General features: G+C 58.6%; 28 protein-coding genes. 12 read left to right on the top strand and 16 right to left on the bottom strand.

Annotation, left to right across the window (positions count from 1 at the left end; all coding sequences use genetic code 11):
• Window positions 1-52 precede the first annotated feature (52 nt).
• The 8 genes from ABJD00_RS15290 to ABJD00_RS15255 all read left to right on the top strand — a co-directional run bounded on the left by ABJD00_RS15290 (window position 53) and on the right by ABJD00_RS15255 (window position 6510).
• On the top strand, window positions 53-667 hold the full coding sequence (locus ABJD00_RS15290; protein WP_413832314.1) for a pyridoxamine 5'-phosphate oxidase family protein: 615 nt from the start codon (window positions 53-55) through the stop codon (window positions 665-667).
• Window positions 664-1194, top strand: coding sequence for a DUF6653 family protein (locus tag ABJD00_RS15285; RefSeq protein WP_413832312.1), 531 nt, complete (start codon window positions 664-666; stop codon window positions 1192-1194). The genes ABJD00_RS15290 and ABJD00_RS15285 overlap by 4 nt, the downstream gene beginning before the upstream one ends.
• Window positions 1195-1198: 4 nt before the next feature.
• Entirely contained in the window at window positions 1199-2164 is a 966-nt protein-coding gene (locus ABJD00_RS15280; RefSeq protein ID WP_413832310.1) for a cupin domain-containing protein, read from the top strand.
• The gene (locus ABJD00_RS15275) at window positions 2152-3153 is read left to right on the top strand and encodes a hypothetical protein (RefSeq protein WP_413832308.1); all 1002 of its coding nucleotides are present in this window, start codon (window positions 2152-2154) and stop codon (window positions 3151-3153) included. The genes ABJD00_RS15280 and ABJD00_RS15275 overlap by 13 nt, the downstream gene beginning before the upstream one ends.
• Window positions 3150-3776 carry a class I SAM-dependent DNA methyltransferase gene (locus ABJD00_RS15270; RefSeq protein ID WP_413832306.1) on the top strand — a complete coding sequence of 209 codons (627 nt, stop codon included), beginning with the start codon at window positions 3150-3152 and terminating at the stop codon, window positions 3774-3776. The genes ABJD00_RS15275 and ABJD00_RS15270 overlap by 4 nt, the downstream gene beginning before the upstream one ends.
• Before the next feature lies 1 nt (window position 3777).
• Entirely contained in the window at window positions 3778-4902 is a 1125-nt protein-coding gene (locus ABJD00_RS15265; protein WP_413832304.1) for a cobalamin-independent methionine synthase II family protein, read from the top strand.
• 55 nt (window positions 4903-4957) lie between these two features.
• On the top strand, window positions 4958-5425 hold the full coding sequence (locus tag ABJD00_RS15260; protein ID WP_413832302.1) for a CIA30 family protein: 468 nt from the start codon (window positions 4958-4960) through the stop codon (window positions 5423-5425).
• A gap of 194 nt (window positions 5426-5619) precedes the next feature.
• Window positions 5620-6510, top strand: coding sequence for an adenylate/guanylate cyclase domain-containing protein (locus tag ABJD00_RS15255; protein ID WP_413832300.1), 891 nt, complete (start codon window positions 5620-5622; stop codon window positions 6508-6510).
• On the opposite strand, the gene ABJD00_RS15250 is transcribed toward ABJD00_RS15255, so the two are convergent.
• The 9 genes from ABJD00_RS15250 to ABJD00_RS15210 all read right to left on the bottom strand — a co-directional run bounded on the left by ABJD00_RS15250 (window position 6507) and on the right by ABJD00_RS15210 (window position 16006).
• The gene (locus tag ABJD00_RS15250; RefSeq protein ID WP_413832298.1) at window positions 6507-7742 is read right to left on the bottom strand and encodes a mandelate racemase/muconate lactonizing enzyme family protein; all 1236 of its coding nucleotides are present in this window, start codon (window positions 7740-7742) and stop codon (window positions 6507-6509) included. The genes ABJD00_RS15255 and ABJD00_RS15250 overlap by 4 nt on opposite strands.
• Before the next feature lie 65 nt (window positions 7743-7807).
• Complete coding sequence (locus ABJD00_RS15245; RefSeq protein WP_413832443.1) at window positions 7808-8899, bottom strand: Zn-dependent alcohol dehydrogenase; 1092 nt, start codon at window positions 8897-8899, stop codon at window positions 7808-7810.
• A gap of 100 nt (window positions 8900-8999) precedes the next feature.
• Window positions 9000-10229 (bottom strand): TCR/Tet family MFS transporter, encoded by a 1230-nt coding sequence (locus ABJD00_RS15240; protein WP_413832296.1) that lies wholly within the window; start codon window positions 10227-10229, stop codon window positions 9000-9002.
• On the bottom strand, window positions 10226-11548 hold the full coding sequence (locus tag ABJD00_RS15235) for a lyase family protein (protein WP_413832294.1): 1323 nt from the start codon (window positions 11546-11548) through the stop codon (window positions 10226-10228). Before ABJD00_RS15235 ends, ABJD00_RS15240 begins: the two co-directional genes overlap by 4 nt.
• Window positions 11549-11551: 3 nt before the next feature.
• Window positions 11552-12340 carry a 3-oxoadipate enol-lactonase gene (gene pcaD / locus ABJD00_RS15230; protein WP_413832293.1) on the bottom strand — a complete coding sequence of 263 codons (789 nt, stop codon included), beginning with the start codon at window positions 12338-12340 and terminating at the stop codon, window positions 11552-11554.
• A 6-nt stretch (window positions 12341-12346) separates the two neighbouring features.
• On the bottom strand, window positions 12347-13537 hold the full coding sequence (locus tag ABJD00_RS15225; protein WP_413832291.1) for an endonuclease/exonuclease/phosphatase family protein: 1191 nt from the start codon (window positions 13535-13537) through the stop codon (window positions 12347-12349).
• On the bottom strand, window positions 13534-14505 hold the full coding sequence (locus ABJD00_RS15220; protein ID WP_413832289.1) for a threonine ammonia-lyase: 972 nt from the start codon (window positions 14503-14505) through the stop codon (window positions 13534-13536). The genes ABJD00_RS15225 and ABJD00_RS15220 overlap by 4 nt, the downstream gene beginning before the upstream one ends.
• Entirely contained in the window at window positions 14502-15320 is an 819-nt protein-coding gene (locus ABJD00_RS15215) for an alpha/beta fold hydrolase (RefSeq protein WP_413832287.1), read from the bottom strand. The genes ABJD00_RS15220 and ABJD00_RS15215 overlap by 4 nt, the downstream gene beginning before the upstream one ends.
• Entirely contained in the window at window positions 15320-16006 is a 687-nt protein-coding gene (locus tag ABJD00_RS15210; RefSeq protein ID WP_413832285.1) for a haloacid dehalogenase type II, read from the bottom strand. The genes ABJD00_RS15215 and ABJD00_RS15210 overlap by 1 nt, the downstream gene beginning before the upstream one ends.
• A gap of 167 nt (window positions 16007-16173) precedes the next feature.
• Between ABJD00_RS15210 and ABJD00_RS15205 the strand changes: the two genes are divergently transcribed.
• Window positions 16174-16608: an FKBP-type peptidyl-prolyl cis-trans isomerase gene (locus ABJD00_RS15205; protein ID WP_413832283.1), complete on the top strand. Its 435-nt coding sequence runs from the start codon at window positions 16174-16176 to the stop codon at window positions 16606-16608.
• A 104-nt stretch (window positions 16609-16712) separates the two neighbouring features.
• Here the strand turns inward: ABJD00_RS15205 and ABJD00_RS15200 are convergent, their stop codons facing one another.
• Window positions 16713-16994 carry a DUF1330 domain-containing protein gene (locus tag ABJD00_RS15200; RefSeq protein WP_413832281.1) on the bottom strand — a complete coding sequence of 94 codons (282 nt, stop codon included), beginning with the start codon at window positions 16992-16994 and terminating at the stop codon, window positions 16713-16715.
• 95 nt (window positions 16995-17089) lie between these two features.
• Here ABJD00_RS15200 and ABJD00_RS15195 point away from each other — a divergent pair, with 95 nt between their 5' ends.
• Window positions 17090-17962: a LysR family transcriptional regulator gene (locus ABJD00_RS15195; protein WP_413832279.1), complete on the top strand. Its 873-nt coding sequence runs from the start codon at window positions 17090-17092 to the stop codon at window positions 17960-17962.
• A gap of 212 nt (window positions 17963-18174) precedes the next feature.
• On the opposite strand, the gene ABJD00_RS15190 is transcribed toward ABJD00_RS15195, so the two are convergent.
• From ABJD00_RS15190 to fabB, 3 genes are read right to left on the bottom strand one after another with little or no spacing between them, the layout of a single operon-like run.
• Window positions 18175-18465: a hypothetical protein gene (locus ABJD00_RS15190; protein ID WP_413849053.1), complete on the bottom strand. Its 291-nt coding sequence runs from the start codon at window positions 18463-18465 to the stop codon at window positions 18175-18177.
• A 60-nt stretch (window positions 18466-18525) separates the two neighbouring features.
• On the bottom strand, window positions 18526-19317 hold the full coding sequence (locus ABJD00_RS15185) for an enoyl-ACP reductase (RefSeq protein WP_413832275.1): 792 nt from the start codon (window positions 19315-19317) through the stop codon (window positions 18526-18528).
• A gap of 9 nt (window positions 19318-19326) precedes the next feature.
• Complete coding sequence (gene fabB / locus ABJD00_RS15180; RefSeq protein WP_413832273.1) at window positions 19327-20556, bottom strand: beta-ketoacyl-ACP synthase I; 1230 nt, start codon at window positions 20554-20556, stop codon at window positions 19327-19329.
• 334 nt (window positions 20557-20890) lie between these two features.
• Between fabB and ABJD00_RS15175 the strand changes: the two genes are divergently transcribed.
• Window positions 20891-21928 (top strand): YbaY family lipoprotein, encoded by a 1038-nt coding sequence (locus ABJD00_RS15175; RefSeq protein WP_413832271.1) that lies wholly within the window; start codon window positions 20891-20893, stop codon window positions 21926-21928.
• Window positions 21929-22275: 347 nt separating this feature from the next.
• Here the strand turns inward: ABJD00_RS15175 and ABJD00_RS15170 are convergent, their stop codons facing one another.
• The 3 genes from ABJD00_RS15170 to fabA form a co-directional block, all read right to left on the bottom strand.
• Complete coding sequence (locus ABJD00_RS15170) at window positions 22276-23760, bottom strand: inorganic phosphate transporter (RefSeq protein ID WP_413832269.1); 1485 nt, start codon at window positions 23758-23760, stop codon at window positions 22276-22278.
• A gap of 85 nt (window positions 23761-23845) precedes the next feature.
• Complete coding sequence (locus ABJD00_RS15165; protein ID WP_413849055.1) at window positions 23846-24304, bottom strand: NUDIX hydrolase; 459 nt, start codon at window positions 24302-24304, stop codon at window positions 23846-23848.
• A gap of 431 nt (window positions 24305-24735) precedes the next feature.
• Complete coding sequence (gene fabA / locus ABJD00_RS15160) at window positions 24736-25245, bottom strand: bifunctional 3-hydroxydecanoyl-ACP dehydratase/trans-2-decenoyl-ACP isomerase (protein ID WP_413832265.1); 510 nt, start codon at window positions 25243-25245, stop codon at window positions 24736-24738.
• A gap of 192 nt (window positions 25246-25437) precedes the next feature.
• Between fabA and irr the strand changes: the two genes are divergently transcribed.
• Window positions 25438-25857 carry a Fur family transcriptional regulator Irr gene (gene irr / locus ABJD00_RS15155; RefSeq protein WP_413832263.1) on the top strand — a complete coding sequence of 140 codons (420 nt, stop codon included), beginning with the start codon at window positions 25438-25440 and terminating at the stop codon, window positions 25855-25857.
• Window position 25858 lies beyond the last annotated feature (1 nt).

Here is a 25858-nt window from a genome sequence, read left to right as displayed (position 1 = left end):
TCCAACTCTCAATCGTCTGCACACACCGCAGACGACAAAAGGGATCTGACCTATGCAACGCTATGACGAATTGATGTTCACACTCGCCGTGCAAGCGCTTCAAGACGTCGAGGGCACGCGCGAGATGTATGCCCGCAACTACGGTGCGCGCACGCGACCAATGGGCGCGGATGACATCGCGTTCATTACCAGCCGAACCTCGTTCTACATGGCCAGCGTCTCTGAAACTGGCTGGCCTTACATCCAGCACCGGGGCGGTCCCGTGGGATTCCTCCAGGTGCTTGACGATCACACGCTCGCCTTTGCCGATTACAAAGGGAACAAGCAGCATATCAGCCATGGCAACGTGGACCATGACGACCGGGTGTCGCTGTTCCTGATGGACTACCCGCGCAAAGCCCGTTTGAAGCTGCAAGGTCACGCCACGTTCCAAAATGCAGCCGACAGTGCCGACCTCGCCGCACGCCTTACCGTCGAAGGGCAGGGACGTGTAGAACGCCTCGTCACCATCAAGCTGGCAGCCTTCGACTGGAACTGCCCGCAATTCATCACGCCGCGCTTTGACAGTGCAGAAATTGCGCAACTGGTTGGCCCGGAAATGGACAATCTGAGCGCACGTATCCAAGAACTCGAGGCTGAAAACGCGGCGCTGCGAGGGCAGGGATGACAGACATCTACCGCGCCGCAGAACGACTGATGGGGATGCAGGACGCTGATTGGCAGCGCCATGCAAACCCGCTCAGCGTCTGGTCGCGGTTCACCTGCCTGCCACTGCTGGCGCTCGCGATCTACGCGCGCCAATGGATCGGTTGGTGGTCATTGCCATTGTTTATGCTGGCGTGCCTCTGGACTTGGGCAAATCCGCGGGTCTTTCCAGTGCCGTCGGACTTTGGGTCGTGGGCGTCGCGCGCCACGTTGGGCGAACGTATCTTCCTTGCCCGAGACCGTTACGACATCCCTGATCACCACATTCGTGCCTCTCATGTGCTGACAAGCCTTTCAGCCATAGGCCTTTTGCCCCTCGCATACGGCCTGATTGTGCTTGACCCCTTTGCCGTTCTGGCAGGGCTTGTGGCCATCATACTGCCAAAACTCTGGTTCTGTGATCGCATGGTCTGGATCCACGCGGAAATGACCGGGACCACACCCGGAGCACCTCTCTCAACACCCCTAATGCCCCCCGAAAGGACCTAAGCCCATGACCCCCGCTGAGATGGAGCCGCGCATTGTGCGTTACGGCGATCTGATGCCCTGCAAGACCGCGTTCATCGACGCACATACGCCGGGCAGTGATCAAAAGGAAAACTTCACCATCATTGGTGGCGGAGTCTCAGAGAGCGCGGATCAGCACGTCCACATCTCCATCCCGCATGGCTTTAATATTGGGGCGGCAGGGCAACCGCCCAAATGCCGCAACTCGCTGCACAGTCACCGCACGGCTGAGGCGTTCTTTGTGCTGTCGGGTCGTTGGCGCTTTTTCTGGGGCCGCTGGGGAGATGCGGGCGAGGTGGTGCTGGAAGAGGGCGACATCATCAACATCCCAACCGGCATCTTCCGTGGGTTTGAAAACATCGGCACCGACTACGGGATGATCATGGCGATCCTTGGCGGTGATGATGCGGGCGGTGGTGTCATCTGGGCACCCCAAGTGATCGAGGATGCCGCCGATCACGGGTTGGTGCTGGGCGAAAACGGCAAGCTTTATGATACCAAACAGGGTCAGGCGCTACCCGATGGGGTGAAACCGATGCCAATCCTGACCGAGGACGAATTGACCGAGTACCCTGAGATGACGCCGATGCAGGTCGTCGGCATGGGGGTACGCCGCTACAACGACATGATGGCGCTAGGCCAGCACGCGCCCTGCAAGGTGATTGGCGAAACAGGCATCATTCGCGACAAACCGGGGTTCGAGGTGGACCTGATCACCCGGGGCAGCGCGACCAATGAGATGCACCAACACGAGCGCCCGTCGGTGTTGATGCCAATGCGCGGCCATTGGCGTGTGACGTGGCAAGGTGGGGCAACAACACTTGCCCCAGGCGACACGATGAGCGTGCCCGAGAACATTCCCCACAGTGCGGTTCCTTCAATGACAGGTGAGGCGTCGCTGTATCACATCGTCGCGACGGATGACGCAGCAGGGCCCACATGGATGGGCTAAGGGCAACCCTTTGCGCCTTCGTGCTGGCGACACCTGTGCATGCTAGTTGGGTTGCGCGCACGGCGGATGACGGCGCGCTTTTTTACGGACTTGCCGTGGCCGAGGGAACAGGGTTTGCCGTGCGTTGCAACGGCACATCGCGCCAAGGGCTGCCCGCAGTGAGCGTCGGCGCCCACGAAGAGGCGCGCACAGATCCGTTCCATTTGATCTACAGCCTGCGCCCACCACTGATGGCGGCACCCGCCACGGTGTATCAGCGCAGTGATGTGGTGATCTGGTCGGGTGGCACCGGCTACCGTCTGCCGCCAACCATCTGGAACGAACTTGACGGTGAATGGCAGGTGCAGGTGGGCATGACCGATGCACTGTCCCTGTCGCTGATGACGTCGGCGGATGTTGTCGTGGGGCCAGAGGCCGGGCCACATACCCGCGTTACAACCGACCAAATGAACCAATCGGTGGCCGAAGCGATGGCGTTCTGTGTTGTCGAATACCGCCGGGCGGGGCTGCCAGCTCCGGCGCCGCTGGATCAATTCTGGCCACAAGCGAACAACAGCCTGATGGCAGACGATACTGGACCTACCATACCTGATGGTATGGTCGGCTACGCCCGCGCGCATATCCGCGATGGTTGCTCCGGACCGGCGCAAATCGAAGACAGCGCGATCCTTCTGGGCGAGATTGACGGCGACGGGCAGGAAGACGCAGTGGTGAACTGGGGCCGCATTACCTGCACCCAAGGGCTACCCCGCCCGTTCTGCGGCGCATCCATGTGCAGCGCAGATGTGTACCTGTCCAGCGCATACGCGCGCATTGGCGGCCCACTCAACCTGCTCGCGCTCGGCGTTCAACTGCAACCGCTCACCAATGGCCTGCAAGGCGTCTCGCTGGGTGGGTCTCTTTCAATGTGCGATGCGGCAGGGCAAACAGGCGGGGCCTGCAACTTTATCTGGTATTGGAACGGGGCTGAACTGGTGCAACTGAAATGAGCGAACTCGATCCCCTCGCGGACGAAACCCAAGCGATCTATGAGCGGCAAGCGGCGCGCTATGACGCCAACCGGTCGCGCGCCTTGTTCGAGGCGCGATGGCTGGCGCGATTTGCAGCCAGCCTCGCGCCGGGTGCGCATGTGCTTGATCTGGGCTGCGGCACAGGCGAACCAATTGCGCGTTGGTTCATGGCTGAAGGGTTCAAAGTCACCGGCGTCGATTTCGCGAACGCGATGCTCAACATTGCCCGCAGTCGCTGGCCGGATGGGGATTGGCGCGATGGCGACATGCGCACCCTCGATCTGGGACAGACATTCGACGGGATCATCGCGTGGAACAGCTTTTTCCATTTGCGGCCCGACGAACAGCGCGTTTGCATCGCACATCTCGCAAACCATCTTGCTCCGGGCGCGCCATTGATGATCACCGTCGGCCCGCGTGCAGGCGAAGTCAGCGGCACCGTGGGCGAGGACACAGTTTACCACGCATCCCTGTCGCCGGCAGGCTACGCGTCTTGCCTTGAAGCGCACGGCCTGCGTCTCACCGGATTTCTGGCCGAAGACCCAGAAGCCAATAAACACAGCGTGCTGATGGCACGCAAAGACCACGATCAGGAGACTTAAAGTGACCATTCTGACCACCCACGCCGGCAGCCTACCACGGACCCAAGAGGTCGTGGATTTCATTTTTGCGCGCGAACACGGCAAGGATTACGACCAAGCCGCATTTGATGCGGCCATGACGGCTGCGGTCGATGTCACGGTCGGCAAACAGGTGGCCGCAGGCGTCGGGATCGTGAGCGACGGCGAGACGTCAAAAATCAGCTATGCAACCTACGTCAAAGACCGCTACACCGGCTTTTCCGGCGACAGCCCGCGCAACGCACCTGCCGACCTCAAACAATTCCCCGGCTTCCTCAAACGGCTCGCAAACGAAGGCGGCACACCGCAATACGCCCGCCCCATGTGCAGGGGCGAGGTCAAGAGCCGCGGACAGGGCGAGTTGGAAAAAGACATCGCAAACCTCAAAGCCGCTATGGCCAAGCATGGCGCACCGCGTGGGTTCATGAACGCAGCCTCACCCGGAGTTATCTCTCTGTTCCTTCAGAACGATTTCTATCCAACACGCGACGCATACCTCGCCGCTCTGGCCGATGCGATGAAGGCAGAATACGACACGATCATCGCCGCAGGGCTCGATCTGCAACTTGATTGCCCGGACCTCGCGCTCAGCCGTCACATGCTGTTTGCAGACCTGTCGGATGCTGATTTCGTCAAGATCGCCGACGCCCATGTGGAAGCGCTCAATCACGCATTGCGCGACATTCCTGCGGAAAAGGTGCGGGTGCACATCTGCTGGGGCAACTATGAGGGGCCACATGTCTGCGACATCGACATGGACACTGTGTTCCCGACACTCATGTCCACGCGGGCCTCGTACCTGCTTTTTGAAACATCAAATCCGCGCCATGCGCACGAATGGACAGTATTCCGCGACCGCAAGGCGGAAATCCCCGACAACAAGGTTCTGGTGCCGGGCGTCGTGGACACCACCACGAACTTTGTCGAACACCCGCAAGTGGTCTCGCAACGAATCGAACGCTTCACTGACATCGTGGGCAAAGACCGCGTTGTGGCGGGCAGCGATTGCGGCTTTGGCACTTTTGCAGGCTTTGGCGCGGTCGATCCCGACATCGCCTATGCCAAACTCGAGGCGTTGTCTTTGGGCGCGGGCCTTGTCTCCGCTTAAGGCGGTCGTCCTGTGCGCGCTGTTGGCGGCCCCGACCCAAGCACAAGAGGCTGATATGAAATTGTCTCCAAACTGGGAGTACGTGGCGGACACCGTCATGGGCGGCGAGTCCCAAGGCCAAGCACGTCAGGAAACGGTGGCCGGACGAAAGGCCATCCGGCTGACGGGGGCCGTATCACTCGACAACAATGGCGGGTTTGTGCAGATCGCATTTGATCTGGCCGAGGGACGCGATTTTGATGCACGCAGCTATGCTGGGCTGGTTTTCGAGGTGCTGGGCAACGGCGAAACCTATGATCTGCGACTGCGCACGCGTGCGCTCAACCGTCCATGGCAGTCCTTCCGCACAAGCTTTGTCGCGCCAGACAAATGGACAAAAGTGCGTGTGCCCTTTGACGCACTCGCAGCCCATCGGACGGATGCGGAATTTGATCCTGCAACCCTGCGTCGAATTGGGATCCTTGCAATTGGAAAAGTCATGCAGGCGGACATTTCCATATCCACCATCAGGTTCTACCGCTAACCAAAAGGGTGCATGCACTCACAGCCTAATGTGCATACGAGATGGGCACCCAAACGCACTACCCCTTTATTTTTCTGAACATATGACGCTAAATACAGTCACGCATTTTGATTAGCGATTTTTTTTGTGTTTTGAATTACGCGCTGCGTTCTCTTTTTGGGGAAGAGGCCAGCATTGTTGGAGGGTCCATTGCCATGAGGGTTGAGCGCGCAATATTGCTTGCCGACGTGTCGGGCAGCACGGCGCTGTACCGAAGCCACGGCGACGAACGCGCAAGCCAGCTTGTGTTTGAATGCGTGGAAGGAATGCAAAAGATTGCCACGATCCACGGTGGTGAATTTGTGCGCTCCAAGGGCGATGACGTGCTCTGCCTGTTTGAAGGCGCAGATTCGGCGATTGCTGCTGCGGGCGATATGATGACCCACGGCGCGCGGGGTGAGGTGTCACTGCATGCAGGACTCCATTGGGGCCTTGTTGTTCATCGCGGCACGGAATTGTTTGGAGACGCCATCAACATCGCGGCGCGTCTGTCCAGCCAGGCCAAAGAAAACGAAGTACTGATGAGCCGCGAATTGGTCAACTATACCAAGTCTGTGGACCGGGCCACGCTGCGCTCGATCGGGGAACACACACTCAAAGGCATCAACATGCCGACCGAGATCTTCGCTCTGATGGCCGGTGGGGACGAAGACGGTGGTGTGACCAGCTTTGCCGCCCAACCCACTATGTTTCAGGCACAACGCAAGGAAACAGTGGCCAAAACCGCCGTGCGGCTGTCTTGGATGAACTGGTCTCAGGACATCCAAGAAGGCCAGCAGATCACCGTTGGCCGCTCGTCTGCTTGCGGCCTCGTGGTACCCGAAGCCTGGGTGTCTCGGGTGCATGCAGCCATCTCTGTGCGCGGTGGGATCGTGGAGTATAAGGACAGCTCATCCGCAGGAACGACGCTGACCATCGGCACCGCCCCCGAATTCTACATTTGCCGACAGACTGTGGCTCTCACCGGTTCGGGATCCATCGCGCTTGGCGGCGTCGCCTCAGGCGAAGCCCCGCGGATCGCCTACGAAGTGGTGCAGGTCGACTAGACCTCGTGCGGCGCGGGCGCACCGCCCTCAAAACAATTGCCATTCTGATAATCGCAAGGCGCGTCCTGCATCTGCAAATGCAAACCGTCTCCTTCATAAGGGTGGGCACGTGCAAGAGCTTCGTCAACGTTAATCCCCAGACCGGGTGCATCCGAGGGCGTGATGAAACCATCCTCCACCCGGATCGTGCCTTTGATCAGTTGATCATGGAACGGCGTTTCTATTGTCTCGCACATCAGGATGTTCGGGATCGAAGCCGCCAGTTGCACGTTTGCTGCCCACTCAACAGGGCCTGCATACAGGTGCGGCGCCATCTGAGCGTTGTAGACCTCCGCGATGGCCGCGACTTTTTTCATCTCCCAGATACCGCCAGCCCGGCCAAGTGCTGGCTGCACAATGCTTGCCGCACCACTGCGCAAAACAGGTGCGAATTCCGCCTTCGTGGTCAGACGTTCGCCCGTCGCCACCGGAATACGCACAGCGCGGGCGACCTTGGCCATCTCCTCTACCGCATCCGGTGGAATCGGCTCTTCAAACCAAAGCGGCGAATAGGGCTCTAACGCCTGACCCAAACGGATCGCCCCCGCCGTGGTGAACTGCCCATGGGTGCCAAAAAGCAGATCGGCCCGGTCTCCCACCGCTTCCCGGATCGCTTTGCAAAAGGCCACAGACATCGAAATGTCACGCATGCCCGGCATATGCCCTCCGCGCATGGTGTAGGGGCCAGCGGGGTCAAATTTTACGGCGGTGTATCCACGATCCACACAGTCGAGCGCTGACTCAGCCGCCATCTCCGGCGACGTCCAGAAATCCTCAAGCGAATGATGGGGCAGGGGGTAGAGGTAAGTATAGGCGCGTATACGATCATTCATCCGGCCGCCCAACATTGCATGAACAGGCCGCCCACGTGCCTTGCCCACAATATCCCAACACGCGATCTCGAGCCCCGAAAAGGCGCCCATCACGGTCAAATCTGGGCGCTGGGTAAAGCCCGAGGAATAGGCCCGGCGAAACATCAACTCGATATCCTCGGGGTTTTCACCGGCCATATGGCGGTCAAACACATCTTCGATAACGGCGCGCATCGCCTCAGGGCCGACAGACGACGCATAACACTCGCCCCAGCCGACAATCCCGTCATCTGTTGTCAGCTTCACCAATATCCAATACCGGCCACCCCAACCGGGAGCAGGCGGGGCTGTGATGATGATGTCGAGATCGCGCAGTTTCATGATGCGTCCCTTCTCTGATTTATGAAATCCCGGGGGAGTCCCGCAGGGGCGGGGGCTGGTCCCCTTTACCGGTTAAACATGATCACGTTGCGCCGGGCTTTGCCGCCCTTAGTATCGGCAATCGCGTCATTGATCTGATCAAGCGACCACCGGCCCGAAATCAGACTGTCCAATTGCAAGCGGCCTTGCAGATACAAGTCGACCATCCAGGGGATGTCGCGCTGGATCACCACATCGCCCATTTTTGAGCCGACCATACCCTGACCCAGATATGCCAGATTGACGGGTTCGTATTCCGCCATCGCGCCGGAATGCGGCATGCCGACCATAACGACCTTGCCACCACGACCAAGATACCTTGGAGCCTGATCATAGGCGGGGATCGCGCCAACAGTCACGATGACGGCCTCGGCGCCTTTGCCGCCAAGGGCTTTATAGGCTTCGCGCCATGGCGCCTCGCTCGTGGCCAACACACCGTGCGTTGCTCCAAAGGCGGTCGCGTCGTCCAGTTTGTCCTCGGTCATGTCAACGGCGACGATGCGGCGGGCCCCGGCGATACGTGCACCCTGAATAGCGTTCAGGCCCACGCCGCCGGCACCGATGACCACGACATCCTCACCTGCCCGCAAGCCTGCTGCGTTCACCACAGCGCCAACGCCGGTGATCACACCGCAGGCAATCAGGCTGGCCGCGTCCATCGGCATTGAGGCGGGGACTTTGACCAACTGGCTCTGATCCACGACGACTTTTTCGGCAAATGCGCCGCAGGCCATGGCCTGATGCAGCATACCATCATCTGCCGTGCGGATCGGGCCCTGATCTCCGTCATATGGAGTCTCGCAAATGGTGGGCTTGCCCCCGGCACAAGACGGGCAGGTGCCGCAGGCCCGGATCAGTGTAACGACGACACTGTCGCCCACCGCGACACCTTGCACGGTTTCTCCAACGGCGCTGACGACACCAGCGGCCTCGTGCCCATAAACCGCAGGCAAACTGCCGCCCCATGCACCATCTGCAAAGGAAATGTCAGAGTGGCAAATAGCGACCGCGTGTAGGGTCACCTCAACTTCGCCCACCTTGGGCTCTCTCAATTGGATGTCTTCTATTACGAGGGGGGCGCCGAATTCGTGGCAAACGGCCGCTTTGATTGTCTGCATGTCTGTCCCTTGTAGCGCGCTCATTGTGACTGCGTTTGGTGTTTCGATTTTAGGGACGGTGGCGCAGGCGCGCGACACTCGCAAGAACAATTGTGACATCTCAAGGTCGTTGATCGCCGGTAACGTCGCGAGAGACCGCAATTTTTCCTACGCGCAAGAACACCATCAAACTTACAGCCATAAGAATTGCGGATAAGTAAAACGATGCTCCGGGCATGTAGACTGGGGCTCCCGGTTCGGTGAACGCATAAAACACGTAAGTCATGATCATCGGTGAAATGATCATCGCCAGCGCCGAAACAGAGGTCAGCGCGCCCTGCAACTCGCCCTGCTGATTGTCATCTACTGCCTTTGACATAATCCCCTGAAGCGCAGGCGTAATCACCGCGGGCAGTGCGGCTAAAGGCGTCAGCATCAGCAGCCAAAATCCCGAACTCGTAAATCCAATCAAAAGGAACACACCCACATCCGCAATGTGCCCATAGATGACTGACCCACGTTCACCGATCAGGCGCAGAATGGGCCGGATCAATCCGCCTGGAACAATCGCCATCGAAATCCCGAACAGACCCAGTGACAACCCGCGCATCCCTGGCGACCAGTCAAAGCGCTCAAGCGTATAAAAACTCCAGATCGCCGGATAGACGGTAAAGGCCACCTGATAGATGAAAAACACCACCAGCAGCGGGCCAAGGCCGGGCAGGCGGGCGAGGTATTTGAACAGGCCAAACGGGTTTGCGCGCCGCCACTCAAACGGGCGGCGGATGCGGTCATCCACTGTTTCTTTCAACACGAAATAGCCAAAAACTGCATTAAGCGCGGCCAGCCCCGCAGCCGCATAAAACGGCGCGCGGGTGCCATACTCGGCAAGAACACCGCCGATCAGCGGGCCAAAGACGAACCCCATCCCAAAGGCCGCCCCGATCAGCCCGAAATTTGCGGCTTTTTGCGCGGGCTCGGAAATGTCGGCCATATAGGCGTTCGCCGTTGACTGCGTGGCCGCTGTGATCCCGCCCACAACCCGACCCGCGAGCAATAGCCAGATAGAGCCTGCCACCGCCATCACCAGATAGTCTGCTGCCATAACAACCAATGAAATGAGCAATACAGGCCGCCGCCCAAACCTGTCTGATAGTGCACCGATCACAGGGCCAAACAGAAACTGCATCAACGCAAATATCGTCGACAACACGCCGCCCCACAATGCGGCCGACCCAATGTTTCCGCCCCGAACTTCCTGAATGAGATCGGGCATAACGGGGACAATCAACCCGATGCCCATCGCATCCAGCATCACCGTAAACAGAATAAAGGCGACGGGCAGCTTCACAGATTAGAAACCCGCTTGGCAAAGGCGCGTGCCGCGTCCGGGGCCAAACCCATTTGCCTGACAGGATCAAACAAATCGTCCGCTAAATCAGGATGCGCCGCTTGGGCCACAGCTTGCAGGGATACGCCGGTCTCAACGGCCTGGGCCACCAGCGCCTTGGTTGCGGCCTGCACCTCTGGGCGGGACATCTGGGCTGCGAGGGCAAAGCTCAGGGCTTCGGCATGCATCAGCCCCAAGCCTTCGACATGCCTCAGCATCTTGTCCGTTTGCGGGCTCAGGCCCACCATCACGGCGCGCGCTGTTTCGAGCGCCGACGCCGTTGACAGCGCAATCTGCGGCAGCACCATCCATTCGGAGAACCACGCCGCCCCGTCGCGCTGATACTGGTGGGCAGAGGATGCCTGCAAACTCGCGCGCAGACCGGTCATCTGGTGGTTCAGCGCGACCAGAACAGATGGTGCCACCGGGTTCTGCTTTTGCGGCATGGTCGAGGATGCTCCTGAACCGCCCAGACTAACTTCGCCCGTTTCCGAGCCGGTGAGTCCGATCAGGCTGTCACCAAATGCTGCAAGGGTGGCTGTTACGCCACTCATCCACTCCGCGATCCGCAAAATGGGTCCGCGGTCAGTGTGCCAACTGCGGCCCGGATCACCCAAACCCAAGGCATCGGCCAGAGCCGCACGAGTCGATGCCGCCTGCGGTCCAAGGGCCGAGGCCGTCCCGGCCGCGCCACTCAAACTCACCCAAAGGGAGGACGCACGCAGGTTCGGCAATGCCTCCAGCGCATCCGCGAGCGGGTTACCCCATTGCGCCAGAACCGCGCCCCATGACGTCACAGTCGCGTGCTGCCCATAGGTGCGTGCGGCCATTGGCGTGTCTGCGTGGTCCATCGCCTGCTGGGACATCAAACGCAACACCGCCCGCAAGACCTCTTCTTGTGCGGCGAGAGTCTGGCGCAAACGCAGCATCAGGGCCGTGTCGATGATGTCCTGACTTGTCGCCCCCCAATGAGCGTATTGCGCATGCTGCGGGGCCTCCATCGCCGTGCGAAACGCGGCCACAAGTCCCGGTACGCAAACGCCATTCGTCGCCGTGCTATTGGCCAATCCCGCAGGATCGATCTGCACCTCAAGGCTTGCGCGGTGAACGAACGCCGCACTGATCTCGGGGATCACACCTTGCGCGCCCTGCACTTTGGCCAATGCCCCTTCAACCAGCAACATCGCGCGCACTTCGGCGCTGTCGCTCCAAAGCCGCCCAACGTCACCGGTGCCAAACAGCTTACCCAACAAACGGGATGCAAAAACACTCGCCGCCATGGCTCAGATATGCCCCACGCTTCGCATGAAATCGGTGATCACCTGCGCATATTCCTGCGGTTTCTCAACACAAGGCAAGTGGCCCGCACGGCGGATCAAATGGAACTGGCTGCCCGGGATCAGGGCGGTCGTCTCGCGCATCAGATCAGGGGGCGTGGCCCCATCCTCGGACCCGGCAATGCCCAATGTGGGCAGGCGCAACGTGGCCGTGGTCGCGAAAAAGTCGCTGCCCGAAATCGCGGCACAACAGCCCGCATATCCCGCATCGGGTTGGCGAGTCAGCATGTTGCGCCACAGTTCAAGATCGACATGGGCCAGAAAATCCTTGGAAAACCAACGCTCCATCGTGGCATCTGCCATGCTCTCAATGCCGTCAGCCTCAACATTCGCGATCCGTTCCGCCCACAAGTCCTTGGTGCCAATCTTGGCACCCGTATTGGACAGCACCATCGCGCGCATCAAATCCAGCCGTTTCACGGCCAACCCTTGGGCAATCAGCCCACCAATGGATAGCCCGACAAACAAGGTATCTTTGAAGCCCAGATGATCCATCAGGCGTTCCGCGTCGCCGACAAGCGCACCCATCGCATAAGGACCACTCGGACAACTCGACAACCCATGTCCGCGCTTGTCATAGCGCAGGATGCGCAAACCAGCAGGCAACAAGGGCAGGATCGGGTCCCACAGACGCATATCCGTGCCCAGCGAGTTCGCGAAAACCACAGGCGCTCCGTCTTCTGGTCCATCAATCCGGTAGTGCAGGCGGACGTCGCCCAAATCTGCCATGTGCATGTGATTTCAGTCCTTTAATCGCATATGGGCAATGATCTGTCCGTGATCAGAGGCCAGTTTGTTATAGGGCGCCTCGGGATGGCTGCCGTCGGTCAGATGATCGTTCAGCACGCTGAAATAGTCCATCTGCCCAATGCTTCCCTTTGCGTCAGCTAGGAAGTGTCGGGACATATAGATCTGATCAATGCTCTCGTAATTTCCGCCAAAGGCCGCCGTATAAACCATATCGCGGGCCGATTTGCGCACAAACTGCTTTTCTGCCGAATGCAGGCGGACAGCTTCTATGTCTTCCTGAATCTGTTCGTTTTCCGCGTCGGAGTAGCGATCACGGGGCGTTTCAGCATCATGGCGCAGCATCCAGGCATAATTTTTGAATGGCACCTCGCCGCTGATGATCTCGGAACTGACGGCATGTTCGCCGTCGTTGAAATCACCCAGCACCATCACTGGATGGCCAGCCTGCAATTCTGCGACAATGGCACGGCGCAACACCCACGCCTCGGCCATACGGCGCAGGGCAGCGCGCAAGCCACCAAGGGCACGGGCAACAGGGTCATATGCCGTCAGGTCCACTTCAGCGGGCGCTCCGCCCCCTTTTGGCGGGACATACTCCCCCAACTTGGACTTCAGATGGCAGTTGAACACCGTGATCACATGCCCGCCCACAGGCACGCGCACTTTCAGGATGGGACGGCTGAGGCGGGTAAGGCGAAAACTGCCCCCACCGTCGGGGCCCATCGGGCCAAAGTCGATGTCCAATGGCTCTGCCAAGTCCTGTATGATCTCGGGCTGACCCACAAAGCCCAGCCGCGACAGGATCGCCACACCGGGACGGCGCTGTCCGGGACCGCCGTCGTTAACGTTGGGCGCCACGGCAAGGGCCGCGTCCGTATACGGACGGTAAGCCAGCTTGCGAAAGATCGCCTTGCGCCGGTACCGTTTGTTCGGCCCGGGAATGTGGGCATCGTTGTCCGCGATCCCTTCTACATCGGCTTGGCGGATCACATTACGCAACGCGCTTTCTTCAAATATCTCCTGAAAGCCGACGATATCGGCGTCCATCGTCTGCATCTGTTCGGCCAGCCAATCAGCCTTCCATGCGTATTCCTCAGGGGTATAGCTTTGAAAGCGATAGTATTCGGCGTCCGGACCAATAAGGTTCTTGACGTTAAAGCTGGCGATGGAAAAATCGGTCATGTCAGGGTCTTGAGGCTCCGTGCAAAGATTTCAGGGTCCACGTTGCCACCTGATATGGTGACGATCACGTCCTCTCCTTCAATCTGATCCTGCCGACACAATGCGGCAGCAAGGGCAACAGCCCCTCCTGGTTCGGCCACCACCTTCAGGCGCAGGAAGGCAAGCGCCATGGCCTGTAGCGCCTCATCCTCAGTGACCACCAATCCGGGGCCGCACAACCGGTGCATGATCGGAAAGGTAATGTTGCCGGGCTGCGGCGTGATGATCGCATCGCAAATGTTCCCGGACACCCGGTTGTTACGCTCAATGCCCCCCGACCTCAGCGAGCGGGCAACGTCGTCAAACCCCTCAGGTTCAACAGGGCGCACGCGCAGCCCCGGCGCCTCTGCCTCAGCCGCTAATGCAATGCCCGAGGTCAAACCACCCCCACCGCAACAGACCAGAATGTCAGCATTCTCGACGCCTGCTTCTCGGGCTTGGGTTACGATCTCAAGACCGGTTGTGCCTTGCCCGGCGATGACCTGTGGTTCGTCATAGGGTTTGATCAGGGTTAGCCCGCGTTCTTGTGCTAACTGCGCACCGATGTGGTCGCGGTCCTCGTTGCCGCGATCGTACAGAACCACCTCGGTCCCCAAGGCCTTTGTGTTGGCGATTTTGAGGGCAGGCGCGTCGCTTGGCATTACGATGACTGATGGCACCCCGTGCAATGTGGCCGCATGCGCGACGCCTTGGGCATGATTGCCGCTGGAAAACGCGATGACACCGCGCGCGCGTGTGTCAGCATCAAGCGCAGACAGCGCCGACCAACCGCCCCGAAACTTGAAACTTCCCGTGCGTTGCAGGCACTCCGGCTTGATCCAGACGCGACGGCCCGCGATCTCGTCAAGAAAGGGCGAGTTCAGCAGCGGGGTCACCCGTGCATGCCCCTCAAGGCGCTTTGCAGCGGCGCGGATCATATCGATATTCATTGCATTTCCTCCATCCATGCCCCTAGGGCGGCGACCGCCTCGGGTTCGTCCAGAAATGGCACGTGGCCCCGGTCCGGCACCTCGGCATAGATCATGTCAGGGCGGCGATCCTGCATCTTCTGGGCTGTGGCGGCACTCAGCAAGTCCGACCCGCCCCCCCGGATCAGGCAAGTTGGCTTGCCTGCAAGTGCGTCAAAGAACGGCCACAGATCAGGGACTTCGCCACCTGCCTCGACTGCATCGCGCAAATGAGGATCGTAAGTGATGCTGAGGCCTTCGGGTGTTTGCACAAAATGGGTCTGCGCTTCTTGCATCCAGCGCTCAGGGGGCACATTCGCGAACCCTTTCAGCACATAAGGCAGGGCCATTGCGGCTTCGCTGTGGCTGCGCGCAGCGGGATTTCGGCCAAGGTAGACCATGATCCCGGCAAGGCCCTCGGGGTCCAGTTCAGGGCCCACATCGTTGAGGGCCACACCCAACACCCGCTCAGGCGCTGCGGCGGCAAGGCCCATCCCGTTCAGCGCCCCGCGCGATGTGCCAAGGATGGCGCAGGCGGGCAGGGACAGGTGGTCCATCAATTCGATCACATCGCGGATTTCCACAGGCAATGTGTAGTTCTGCCAATTCGGGTCGACGTCTGATTGCCCCCGCCCGCGATAATCCATCTTGATGAGACGGCAGGGGGGCAAGTGTGGCGTCACATACTGGAAATCCACCGTGGTTCTTGTCAGCCCCGGCAAACACAACAGTGGCAGCCCAGAGCCTTCATCGGTGTAAAAAAGGCTCAACCCATCTGACGTCGTGAACGTGGCCATTACACGCCCGCCAGGGCCGGAATACCTGTCAAATCGGTAAGGGTTGTGTGTGGGGTCCAAGGCAAACGGTCGACCGGTTCTCCGCCGCGATTGACCCACGCCGTTGTAAACCCGTAACCGGTGGCCCCGGCGGCGTCCCAACCATTCGAAGAGACGAAAAGAACCTCTTCCTTGGCGCAGCCAAACCGCTGCCCAACAAGGTCATAGACCCGCACGTCTGGTTTGAAGATGCCGACGGATTGCACCGACAGGCTGTCATCCAGTACATCAGCAATGCCCGCTGATTGCACCGCCCCGTCCAGCATTTCGGGCGATCCATTGGACAGGATGGCGGTGTTCATCCCTGCGTTCTTGAGGGTGTGCAACATCTTGGGCACTTCGGGATAGGCCTGCAATTCCCAATAGAGCGCCAACAGGCGCTCGCGCAAAGCTGGATCATGGGCATGGCCGGTCTTCTCCAAAGCCCAGTCTAGCCCGTTCTGGGTCACTTCCCAGAAATCCGTATGCGCACCGGTGATCGCGCGCAGCCACGTGTATTGCAACTGTTTGGCGCGCCAATGCTCGGCCAGCGCGGGCCAGTCATCCTTGATCGCGGCAAAGGACGGATCACCCGCCGCCTGACGTGCTGCAGCGGCGACATCGAACAGAGTGCCATAGGCGTCAAAAATACAGGTGGTAATGGGCATGGCAGCAACCTTTCTCAAGTTGGGCAAACACTGACATGGGGATGCAGCGACGAAAAGGGGCGACGGGTTGGAAAAACAAAATCCGGGGTGCGAAAAGACTGCCAGACGGGGTTTACCCCCCCTTCACATACAGGCAGTGTGAACGCCGAACTTGAAGGAGCATGCACATGGCCGAAATCAAAGACGGCGACACCGTGCGCATCCACTACACAGGCACTTTGAAGGACGGAACCTCCTTTGACAGTTCAGAGGGGCGCGATCCGCTGGAATTTGTCGTGGGTGCGGGCCACATCATCAAAGGGCTGGATACAGCCCTGCCGGGCATGCAGGCAGGGGACAAAAAGTCAGTGAGCATTGACTGCGCGGATGCCTATGGCCCGATCAATCCCGCGTTGCACCAAGGCGTACCCCGCGACGCGATTCCGGACGATATCGAGCTTGAGGTTGGTATGCAGTTGCAAATGCAAACACCTCAAGGTCAGCCAATGCCCGTGACAGTGACGGCGATTGACGACGAACAAGTTATGCTGGACGCCAACCACCCGCTGGCGGGGCGTGATCTGGTGTTTGATTTTGAGGTCGTGTCGGTCGAGGCGGGATGAATGGACCAGTCTTGAGTGGTGATGTGCCCGATCGCTACGGCGGGCAGTGCTGCCGCTCACTTCTCAAAAACGAACGGCAGTCTGTTTATTTGCAAGAGCCCTGACTAACCCAAAAGCAAAATGTCCGATGCACCGGCGCTGCGACGCAGGGTGTGGACATCGGCTAGTTCGGGGTCCGTTGACCAGGCTATAGCAGCGTCCCTATCAGGGAAACCCAGTAATGCTGCTACATTAGGCGCTTCGGGTGCGCCGTCTAGCACCGTGAATTCGCGCGTGGCACTTTCAACCTTCCCACCGTGCTTGGCGAGCGCTGCACCTGCCACATCGCGATATTCGACGAGCGCATCGGGATTGTTCACTGTTAGCATTGCATAGGCGTAGATCATCGTGGTCTCCTCAAATGTTGATAATGGTAATTTATCGCGATCCGGGCCATGAGAAAGCGCGTGTCTTTGCACAATGAACATGCGAAAACGCATGTATGGATGTTGCTTGGGATGATCTGCGAACGGTTTTGATGCTGGTACGCCACCGCTCTCTGGCTGGAGCGGCTGCGGCTTTAGGCTTGAACTATACGACCGTCGCACGTCGGATTCGCCGCGCTGAAGAGGCTTCGGGCCAATTGCTGTTTGAGCGACTGCCGGATGGTTATCGACCAACCGCAACAGCTCATTTGCTCGCCGAACACGCTGCTCAAATGGAGAAGGCCGAACACAGCTTGAAACGCCAGCTGCAAGGCGCCGAGACAGAATTGTCGGGGCGTCTGACAATAACAGCCCCTCAATTGCTGATTGCCAGCTTTCTTGCACCAGTCATTGATCAATTCACCAAGGCGTACCCACTTATTGAGCTGCGTATCCTTGCGACGAATGAGCTTTTGGATCTCACCCGGCTGGAAGCTGACCTTGCAATTCGGATCAGCCGAAACCCAGGCGATACATTGACCGGCTTGAGGCTTTTGCAACAGGAAACCGCAAGCTTTGCCAATCAGGAACTGGCCGACCGGATTTTGGCCGATCCTTCTGCGATGATCGACTGGGTGGTATATGATGCATATCCCGATGTTCCCAAAGGCGTTGCCACAGATTTTCCCAACAACAGGGTTCGGTTTCGGTTCGACGATATGGTCGCTATGGTTGGAGCTGCTCAGGCAGGGTTGGGTTTGGTCCGAATGCCAATGTTCCTCGGACGATCTTCCACCGGTCTTGTGCAGGTTCCTGTGCTCCAGCCGCAATCCTATGCGGACATTTGGGTCGTTGGGCACCCTGATGTATGGCCTTCCCCAAAACTCCGCGCCTTCCGCGATATTCTGGTGAGATACTGCAAAAAGCATCGCAAATTTTTCGTTGCATGAACCTGTTTCGCGGCACCTTAACCGTCTAATATCCGTACAGACTATGACTGCGATCAGGTACTGATTTTGGGTGGAAGTCAGTCAGTAGGGGCGCGGTGTTTAAACGACCTTCGTTATCCCCCACAAGTAAGGTGCGATGCGTTCCGGCTCGCAAAGTGGCGAGTTAGTGGAATACGAGCTTGTTCGCTTGCCGAAATGACAAACCCAATCTCTCAGTTGCCGAACGCCCCACCGCCTCGGCGCACGGGGACCACATTGCTGGGCATCGACCGGACGTGGGTATCGTCTGACTTTTCCACGGTGCGCAGGGCCTCCGGCACATCCGTTCCATGTGACCAGGCAACAGCGTCGCTGATCAGTTGCGGATGTAAAAACAGCGAAAACATCAACCCCGCGCCGATCAGCGCGAACAAGGTGCCCACCAGCCGTTTGACTCGTCGCGTGCGTGCCGCGCGGCGCTCGAACGCCCGCTCATGTGCCCGGGCACGGTATACTTCTGCCATTTCCATGGCTCAGCGCTATCGCTCTACTTTGGCGAGAGTTTGACGACAAAATGGAAATGTTCAGAGGTGATCCGGCTGCGGCATGCCCAGCACGTGAAAGCCGCCATCGACGCGGATGATCTCTCCGGTCGTGCACGCGCCCGCGTCTGAACACAAGTAGACGGCCGTACCACCGACCGCCTCCAGCGTGGCATTGCTGCGCAAAGGCGCGTTGAGGTCCGTATGCTTGTACGTCTTACGCGCACCCCCAATGGCGGCACCGGCGAGCGTCTTCATTGGACCCGGCGAGATCGCATTAACGCGGATGCCTTCGGGTCCCAGATCATTGGCCAGATAGCGAGTGGCGGACTCAAGCGCGGCCTTGGCCACGCCCATCACGTTGTAGCTCGGCACAACGCGGTTTGAGCCCTGATAGGTCAGCGTCAACAGCGTCCCGCCATTCTCAATCATCAGCGGATGAGCGCGGCGCGCGACCTCAATAAAGCTGTAGGCAGAGATATCCATCGAGTGTTTGAAATTGGCGCGCGACGTGTTCAGGAACCGACCCGTCAACTCGGATTTGTCGGAAAAGGCGATGGCATGGACCACAAAATCAATAGTGGGCCAGCGGGCACCAAGCGCATCAAAGGCTGCATCCAGTGACGCGTCGTCCGTGACATCCGCGTCCACCATGAAATCCGAGCCGACGCTTGCCGCCAATGGCTCGAGCCGCTTGCCAAAGGCCTCGCCCTGATAGGTGAACGCCAGTTCGGCCCCCGCCTCATGCAGCGCTTTGGCGATCCCCCACGCGATAGAGCGGTCATTGGCGACCCCCATGATCAGACCGCGTTTACCTTGCATCAAATCGGACATTTTGTGTTCTTACCCGTGAAATTTCGACAGGATCATGGAGCCGTTCGTGCCACCAAACCCGAATGAGTTGGTCATGACGCTATCGAGCCCTGCGTTTGTGCGCAGTGATGTTGCGATCTCTGCCGCATCCAGCGCTTCATCCAGTGTTTCAACGTTGATGGATGGCGCGATAAAGTCATGTTCCAGCATCAACAGGCTAAAGATCGCCTCAAGTGCACCTGCCGCGCCTTGTGCGTGGCCTGTCATTGATTTTGTGGAGCTGACCGGCGGTGTCGTGCCTTGCCCAAACACGCGGCGCACCGCTTCGATCTCACCCACGTCGCCCACGGGGGTCGAGGTGCCATGTGCATTGATATAGCCGACTGTACGCCCCTCTGGCAGCGTCTCAAGAGCGACGCGCATTGCCCGCTCGCCACCCTCACCTGAAGGCGCCACCATGTCATGGCCATCGGATGTGGCACCATAACCCGTCACTTCGGCGTAGATTTTCGCGCCCCGGGCAAGGGCATGTTCCAACTCTTCCAGCACGACGATGCCGCCACCACCCGAAATCACGAACCCGTCGCGGTTGGCGTCAAAAGCACGGCTCGCCGTGGCAGGCGCGTCATTGTACTTGGACGACATCGCGCCCATCGCATCGAACAGGCAGGACAGGGTCCAGTCCAGTTCTTCGGCGCCACCAGCAAACATCACGTCCTGTTTGCCCAGCATGATCTGCTCGGCCGCGTTGCCGATGCAGTGGAGCGATGTCGAACAAGCCGACGTGATGGAATAGTTGATGCCCTTGATCTTGTAGGCCGTGGCAAGGTTTGCGCTGATGGTCGAGGACATGCACTTGGGCACCGCAAAGGGGCCAATGCGCTTTGTCGCGCCCGTCTTCAGCACGGTCTGATGAGCTGCCAGCATGGCGGATGTCGATGGCCCACCAGAGCCGGCGACAAGACCCGTGCGGGGATTTACGATGTCGGCCTCTTCCAGCCCGGCATCCGCAATCGCCTGACTCATGGCGATATGGGCGTAAGCTGCGCCAGGGCCCATGAAGCGCAGCGTGCGTTTTTCTACGTGCTCGGCCACATCCAGCTTTAACGTGCCTGCGATCTGGCTGCGAAAGCCATGCTCGGCCATCTCTTCGGAGGCGACAATGCCCGAAGTGCCTGACTTGAGCGAAGCCAGGACTTCGTCTGCGTTGTTCCCGATGGATGAGACGATGCCCAATCCGGTAACGACAACTCTTTTCATCTGCAAACCTCAGTTTTGACGCCGGACACAGAGGTGGTCCCGCGCACTTTAGTGCCAGTCCCATGTAGGACAGGGGGGCAGGGGCGTGCAAGGCGTTAGGGGGGGGCTGTGTCATCGATCACGCATAAGACATCCGCCCAACATATCGGTGGCCGGACTGCAAAGGCGCAGTGATGTTGGTTCATAAAAGACGGATGGAGGGCTGCAGACGCTTCATCCCTATCGGGGATGGTGATCCCGCCTTAGTTTAAAAAATGCACCTATTTGGTTGGTGGACTTGAATGGGTCACCTGAAATAACTTTCTAACAGGACACCAAACAAAGGATCAGGTCTATGCGGGCTCTTCTATTCATTTTCGCGGTGGGCCTTTCCATCACAGGAGGTATTGTAACTGCGATGGAGACGATAACGGTGTCCGCCACGTACCGAGAACGGATTGCGATGCTGCCCGGAGTGACCTTTGAGGCGCAGCTTCAGGATGTGTCGTTGGCAGATGCACCTGCCAAAATCCTTGGGGCGGTAACAGTAAACGACGCGGGCAATCCGCCCTATGAGGTTGCACTTCCTTTCAACCCGGACGTTATTCAGGACGGTCGGCGCTACGCAGTGCGGGCCAGTCTGCGGATGGGCGACAAGCTGTTGTTCACCACAGACACGCACACCCCGGTCTTGACCAACGACACAGGCACAGATGCCTTGATTACCATGGTGAAGGTGCAAGCTCAGGCCGAGCCGACCCGCCGCCTCATCGGTGAATTTGTGTATTTCGCGGACGCTGCCACGTTTACCGCATGCGGGAGTGAGGAAACCTACCCGGTTGCGATGGAGGGCGCATATCTCGACGCCGAGCGCGCATACCGCGACGCACAGGCCGAACCTGGGGCGCCAACGGTTGTCGTTTTTGACGGGCAAATCGCTGAACGTGAAGGCATGGAAGGCGGCCAGCGTGATATGGTGGTGATGGATCGGCTGGCCGGGTTTGTGCCCGGACTAACCTGTGAACGGGCCATGGCAGATTCGGATATCGGAGACGCCTACTGGCGCATTTTGTCGATTGGCGGGGAAACACTCGGTGCCGTCGAAGGCAAGCGCGAACCGCACGTCATCTTTCGATCCGGCGAAGGCACCTTCACCTCGACCATTGGCTGCAACACAGTCAACGGAGGCTACGCGCTGGATGGTTCATCCCTGACGCTGCAACCGGGGCCGATGACGCTGATGGCGTGCCCACCGCCTCTTGATGAGATCGAACGGGCGTGGGTCCAGGGCATCGCGTCCGTCAGCGAAGCGATCGTGACCGGCCCTACGATGGAGTTACGCTCCGCCGAAGGAGAGACTGTTGCGTTTCTGGAGAACGTGGCACTACGCTGATCAACTCTGCAAGGGTCAGACCTCCATACAGTTGTCAGGGGGCATCATGCTGGACGGCAAATGCCCACTCCTTCACGATTTCTTGCCGTGCCCATGAAGGACTGTGGGGCAGGGGCAAGTAGCCGCACAGGGAATGAATGCCATGGTAATGAGCCAATCACTTGTCCGCCCGCCTTGCCACTTCATGATGGCTGTGCTGCCGTGAAGGGCTGCTTTGAGTCCAAAGCAGACTCCCAATACCTGCGCTGCGAACGCCCGCATTGGGCCCTCTTAAAAATTCTCTATCACGAGTACGAATGTCTGTATTGCGACCTGCAGATGCAGGCTGCAAAGTGGTCCGAAATCGACTAGGTCATTGTTACGCTGATGAGGAAAAATATTATCCCAGACACAAGCGCGGCGGCTGGCACGGTGATAACCCAAGCGGCAATGATTGTCATAAAGTGGGACCGGCGCACCAATTTGCGGCGCCTACGTTCCTCTGGGGCGTATTGTGGGCGGTTAGGCATGACGAGGCGCGCCGTACGGATGCGGCGTTCTGCATCCCACTCGCGAAAGAAGCCGACGCCAAACACGGCACCGACGGCAATATGGGTGGAACTGACCGGCAAACCCAACCAGCTGGCCACGATCACGGTGATCGCGGCTGACAGGGCCACACAATAGGCGCGCATCGGATTCAGTTTGGTGATCTGGCCGCCAACCATACGGATCAGTTTTGGACCAAACAGGAATAACCCGAACGAGATGCCGAAGGCTCCAATAACCATAACCCAGGCGGGGATACTAAAAGAGCGGGTAAAATCACCAGACTGGGACACTTGAACAATGGCCGCCAAAGGACCCACTGCGTTTGCTACGTCATTTGCGCCATGCGCAAAGCTCAGCAATGCGGCAGACACAATTAACGGAATGCCAAACAGAACTTTGAGAGATTTGTTGCGGTTCTCCAAACCTTCGGATTGTTTTTTGATCACAGGGATCATGACCATCCACACGGCGATCGCGATGGCGAGGCCGATCAACAGGGCGGTTGGCATGTCGATCTTAATGATCTTTTTCAGGCCCTTTAGCGCCAGATAAGACCCGAATGTGCCTGCCATAACTCCAACTAGGATTGGCACCCATTTGCGCGCCGCAGCGATTTTGTCGTCTTGGTAGATGATGCGTGATTTGATGACGAACAAGAAGAAAGCAGCAATCGCACCGCCAAGCACCGGCGAAATGACCCAAGACGCTGCAATGCCAGACATCGTGCCCCAAGACACAGCCGAAAAGCCCGCGGCGGCGATTCCAGCCCCCATAACACCGCCCACAACCGAATGCGTCGTTGACACAGGTGCGCCGATCCAGGTGGCTAGGTTCACCCAAAGCGCCGCAGACAGCAGGGCAGACATCATAGCCCAGATAAACACATCTGCGGTGCCCATGCTTTCAGGTTCAATGATACCCTTTGCGATAGTTGACACTACGTCCCCGCCTGCAATCAAGGCTCCGGCACTTTCAAACACGACTGCGATTGCGATGGCTCCGCCCATTGAAAGTGCATTTGCGCCCACCGCTGGCCCCATGTTGTTGGCCACGTCATTGGCGCCGATATTCAGCGCCATATAGGCACCAAGGCACGCCGCAACGACGACGATAAAGGTGTTGTTGGCATCGCCAAAGAACAGCATCGCAGTGAGGCCTGCCAAAACAACGAAGATGAATGACACGCCAATTCCAACCATTGGCTTACCGACTAGTGCGGTTGCCGTTTCAAGGTTGGAGAACCGCGCAAGGTCGCGGTCCAACGTTTCTAAATGGCGTGGATCGCCTTGATTGTCTGTCACGAATGAATCCCTCCCGTTTCCAAAGGGTCGTTAACGGGTTGGGCACCAAGAAATCAACGTTCGCCCATCAAGAAAAAAGGAATATTTATCGCGCGCAAAAAATAGCTTTGAGTTCAGGTTCTTGAACCATGGCGGCTGCAAGTGTGGCGCTGACCCATTTGCGGGTTCGTTCATGCGCCTCTGGAAAATCATCAGAAAGTTCGTTGACTGCCACTGAATAGACCAATGTTTCGACCGGAACCGCGTAACCGCCCCCCAGATGTTTTTGATAGTTATACCTGCCAATGGGCTGTGCTGAAGCCGAACTGTTTTTGACGCCCGCTTCCTCCCATGCTTCTTGCAGAGCGGTTTCATTGGATTTCAGCCCGCGAACAGGCCAACCTTTGGGGATAATCCACCTGCCCGTGTCGCGACTGGTAACCAACAGGTATTCTTTATCATCGCCCTGACCGCGATGACACAAAGCCGCCATTTGCAAGCGTTTAGGTCGCCGAAGCATTGGACTAATAAATGCGCCCAAAGTGGAGTGCATGGAAGATAGCATTCTGAAACCGCTCGATTATTTTTTTGTTGTTACCTCCAGATAGTGGTTTCCTTGGGAGAAATCAAATTCCGGGACCTAGGTCGTCAAGCAACCTCATCTGTTTTAACTGGCATTTGATGGCAAAACACACATGCCCAAAATCGTCATCGAAGAATTTGTTGCGAATTCACATTTTGTCCCGCATAGCGTACGGTGCCAGATGGCTCTGGTGATCGTCCGCGGCAGGACGGTGTTCACTTTCTGTTAACAAGCACCACCGAACGTTGCGTTTACATAAGGATGCAGGCCAATTCGTATGCCGCGCGGTGCACGGTCTGTGCACGCAGTGTGTACAGGGTGTGACACTCCGATGCGCCTTGTTTTGCAGGTCTTAACGGGAAGCTTCGAACGTCGCGTCAGGTGTGCAATCGAGGCGTTGCACGTGCGATGGGTTAACTCTCGCTGAGCGCGACCTTCATGTCCTTGACCTCATAGATCAATTCGCCGTCTGCCTCGACGATGCCATCCGCAACACCCATGGTCAGGCGGCGGGTCTGGATCGCTTTGGTGAAGTCGATCTTGTAGGTCAGCATTTTGCGGTCCGGGCGGACCATGCCCTTCAGCTTCACTTCACCCACGCCAAGCGCATAGCCACGCCCCTGCCAGCCGCGCCAGCCGAGGTTAAAGCCAGTGAGTTGCCACAGGCCGTCAAGGCCAAGACAGCCGGGCATGATCGGGTTGCCGGGAAAGTGGCATTTAAAGAACCACAGATCGGGAGTGATATCGAACTCTGCCACGATGTGGCCTTTGCCATGCGCGCCGCCGTCGCCGGAAACGTCCGTGATCCGGTCCATCATCAGCATCGGCGGTGCGGGCAGTTGCGCATTGCCGGGTCCGAACAGGTCTCCGGCGGCGCATTTCAGCAAGCCCTCTTTGTCAAAGCTCGTGGGATAATCTGCCATGGTCAGCCTCTTCGTGTGCGCGCGGGCTATAGGGGCCCCAGGGTCGGTCTCCGTTTAGCATCGCCGGGTCCGTCTGTGCAAGGGCAGGGCAGGGGGACCACAGCCCTGCGGTATAATGTGTTAACACTGATTTTCAATTGAATTGCGGGCCCCTTCGACCTTATATGTTAAGCGACGAAGACGAGGATCACGATGGCACAGGGTCAACAGGACATTGAAACCAAATGGCTCGCAGGCGCGGGCCTGCGCCCGACGCGCCAACGCATGGCGCTTGCCTCGCTCTTGATTGGCGACGGTCAGCACCGCCACGTCACCGCCGAAAGCCTGTTTGACGCGGCCAAATCCCAAGGCGACGGCGTGTCTCTCGCCACTGTTTACAACACCCTGCGCGCCTTCTGCGATGCCGGGCTGATGCAAGAAGTGATGGTGGACGGCTCCAAAAGCTACTTTGACACAAACGCCCACGACCACCCGCATTTCTTCTGGGAAGACGATGCCAAGCTGACAGACGCGCCATCCGATCAACTGGTGATCGCACAACTGCCAGACGCACCGGACGGGGCCGAGATCGCCTCGGTCGACGTGGTGATCCGGCTGCGCCGCAAACCCTGAC

This window comes from Tateyamaria sp. (assembly GCF_039945315.1).
Lineage (GTDB): Bacteria > Pseudomonadota > Alphaproteobacteria > Rhodobacterales > Rhodobacteraceae > Tateyamaria.
This window is presented reverse-complemented; position numbering and strand designations above follow the sequence as displayed.

Coding starts and splice junctions, on each gene's coding strand:
- ABJD00_RS15290 (WP_413832314.1), top strand. CDS start 53: ATGCAACGCTATGACGAATTGATGTTCACACTCGCCGTGCAAGCGCTT.
- ABJD00_RS15285 (WP_413832312.1), top strand. CDS start 664: ATGACAGACATCTACCGCGCCGCAGAACGACTGATGGGGATGCAGGAC.
- ABJD00_RS15280 (WP_413832310.1), top strand. CDS start 1,199: ATGACCCCCGCTGAGATGGAGCCGCGCATTGTGCGTTACGGCGATCTG.
- ABJD00_RS15275 (WP_413832308.1), top strand. CDS start 2,152: ATGGATGGGCTAAGGGCAACCCTTTGCGCCTTCGTGCTGGCGACACCT.
- ABJD00_RS15270 (WP_413832306.1), top strand. CDS start 3,150: ATGAGCGAACTCGATCCCCTCGCGGACGAAACCCAAGCGATCTATGAG.
- ABJD00_RS15260 (WP_413832302.1), top strand. CDS start 4,958: ATGAAATTGTCTCCAAACTGGGAGTACGTGGCGGACACCGTCATGGGC.
- ABJD00_RS15255 (WP_413832300.1), top strand. CDS start 5,620: ATGAGGGTTGAGCGCGCAATATTGCTTGCCGACGTGTCGGGCAGCACG.
- ABJD00_RS15250 (WP_413832298.1), bottom strand. CDS start 7,742: ATGAAACTGCGCGATCTCGACATCATCATCACAGCCCCGCCTGCTCCC.
- ABJD00_RS15245 (WP_413832443.1), bottom strand. CDS start 8,899: ATGCAGACAATCAAAGCGGCCGTTTGCCACGAATTCGGCGCCCCCCTC.
- ABJD00_RS15235 (WP_413832294.1), bottom strand. CDS start 11,548: ATGGCGGCGAGTGTTTTTGCATCCCGTTTGTTGGGTAAGCTGTTTGGC.
- pcaD (WP_413832293.1), bottom strand. CDS start 12,340: ATGCACATGGCAGATTTGGGCGACGTCCGCCTGCACTACCGGATTGAT.
- ABJD00_RS15225 (WP_413832291.1), bottom strand. CDS start 13,537: ATGACCGATTTTTCCATCGCCAGCTTTAACGTCAAGAACCTTATTGGT.
- ABJD00_RS15220 (WP_413832289.1), bottom strand. CDS start 14,505: ATGAATATCGATATGATCCGCGCCGCTGCAAAGCGCCTTGAGGGGCAT.
- ABJD00_RS15215 (WP_413832287.1), bottom strand. CDS start 15,320: ATGGCCACGTTCACGACGTCAGATGGGTTGAGCCTTTTTTACACCGAT.
- ABJD00_RS15210 (WP_413832285.1), bottom strand. CDS start 16,006: ATGCCCATTACCACCTGTATTTTTGACGCCTATGGCACTCTGTTCGAT.
- ABJD00_RS15205 (WP_413832283.1), top strand. CDS start 16,174: ATGGCCGAAATCAAAGACGGCGACACCGTGCGCATCCACTACACAGGC.
- ABJD00_RS15200 (WP_413832281.1), bottom strand. CDS start 16,994: ATGATCTACGCCTATGCAATGCTAACAGTGAACAATCCCGATGCGCTC.
- ABJD00_RS15195 (WP_413832279.1), top strand. CDS start 17,090: ATGGATGTTGCTTGGGATGATCTGCGAACGGTTTTGATGCTGGTACGC.
- ABJD00_RS15190 (WP_413849053.1), bottom strand. CDS start 18,465: ATGGCAGAAGTATACCGTGCCCGGGCACATGAGCGGGCGTTCGAGCGC.
- ABJD00_RS15185 (WP_413832275.1), bottom strand. CDS start 19,317: ATGTCCGATTTGATGCAAGGTAAACGCGGTCTGATCATGGGGGTCGCC.
- fabB (WP_413832273.1), bottom strand. CDS start 20,556: ATGAAAAGAGTTGTCGTTACCGGATTGGGCATCGTCTCATCCATCGGG.
- ABJD00_RS15175 (WP_413832271.1), top strand. CDS start 20,891: ATGCGGGCTCTTCTATTCATTTTCGCGGTGGGCCTTTCCATCACAGGA.
- ABJD00_RS15165 (WP_413849055.1), bottom strand. CDS start 24,304: ATGCTATCTTCCATGCACTCCACTTTGGGCGCATTTATTAGTCCAATG.
- fabA (WP_413832265.1), bottom strand. CDS start 25,245: ATGGCAGATTATCCCACGAGCTTTGACAAAGAGGGCTTGCTGAAATGC.
- irr (WP_413832263.1), top strand. CDS start 25,438: ATGGCACAGGGTCAACAGGACATTGAAACCAAATGGCTCGCAGGCGCG.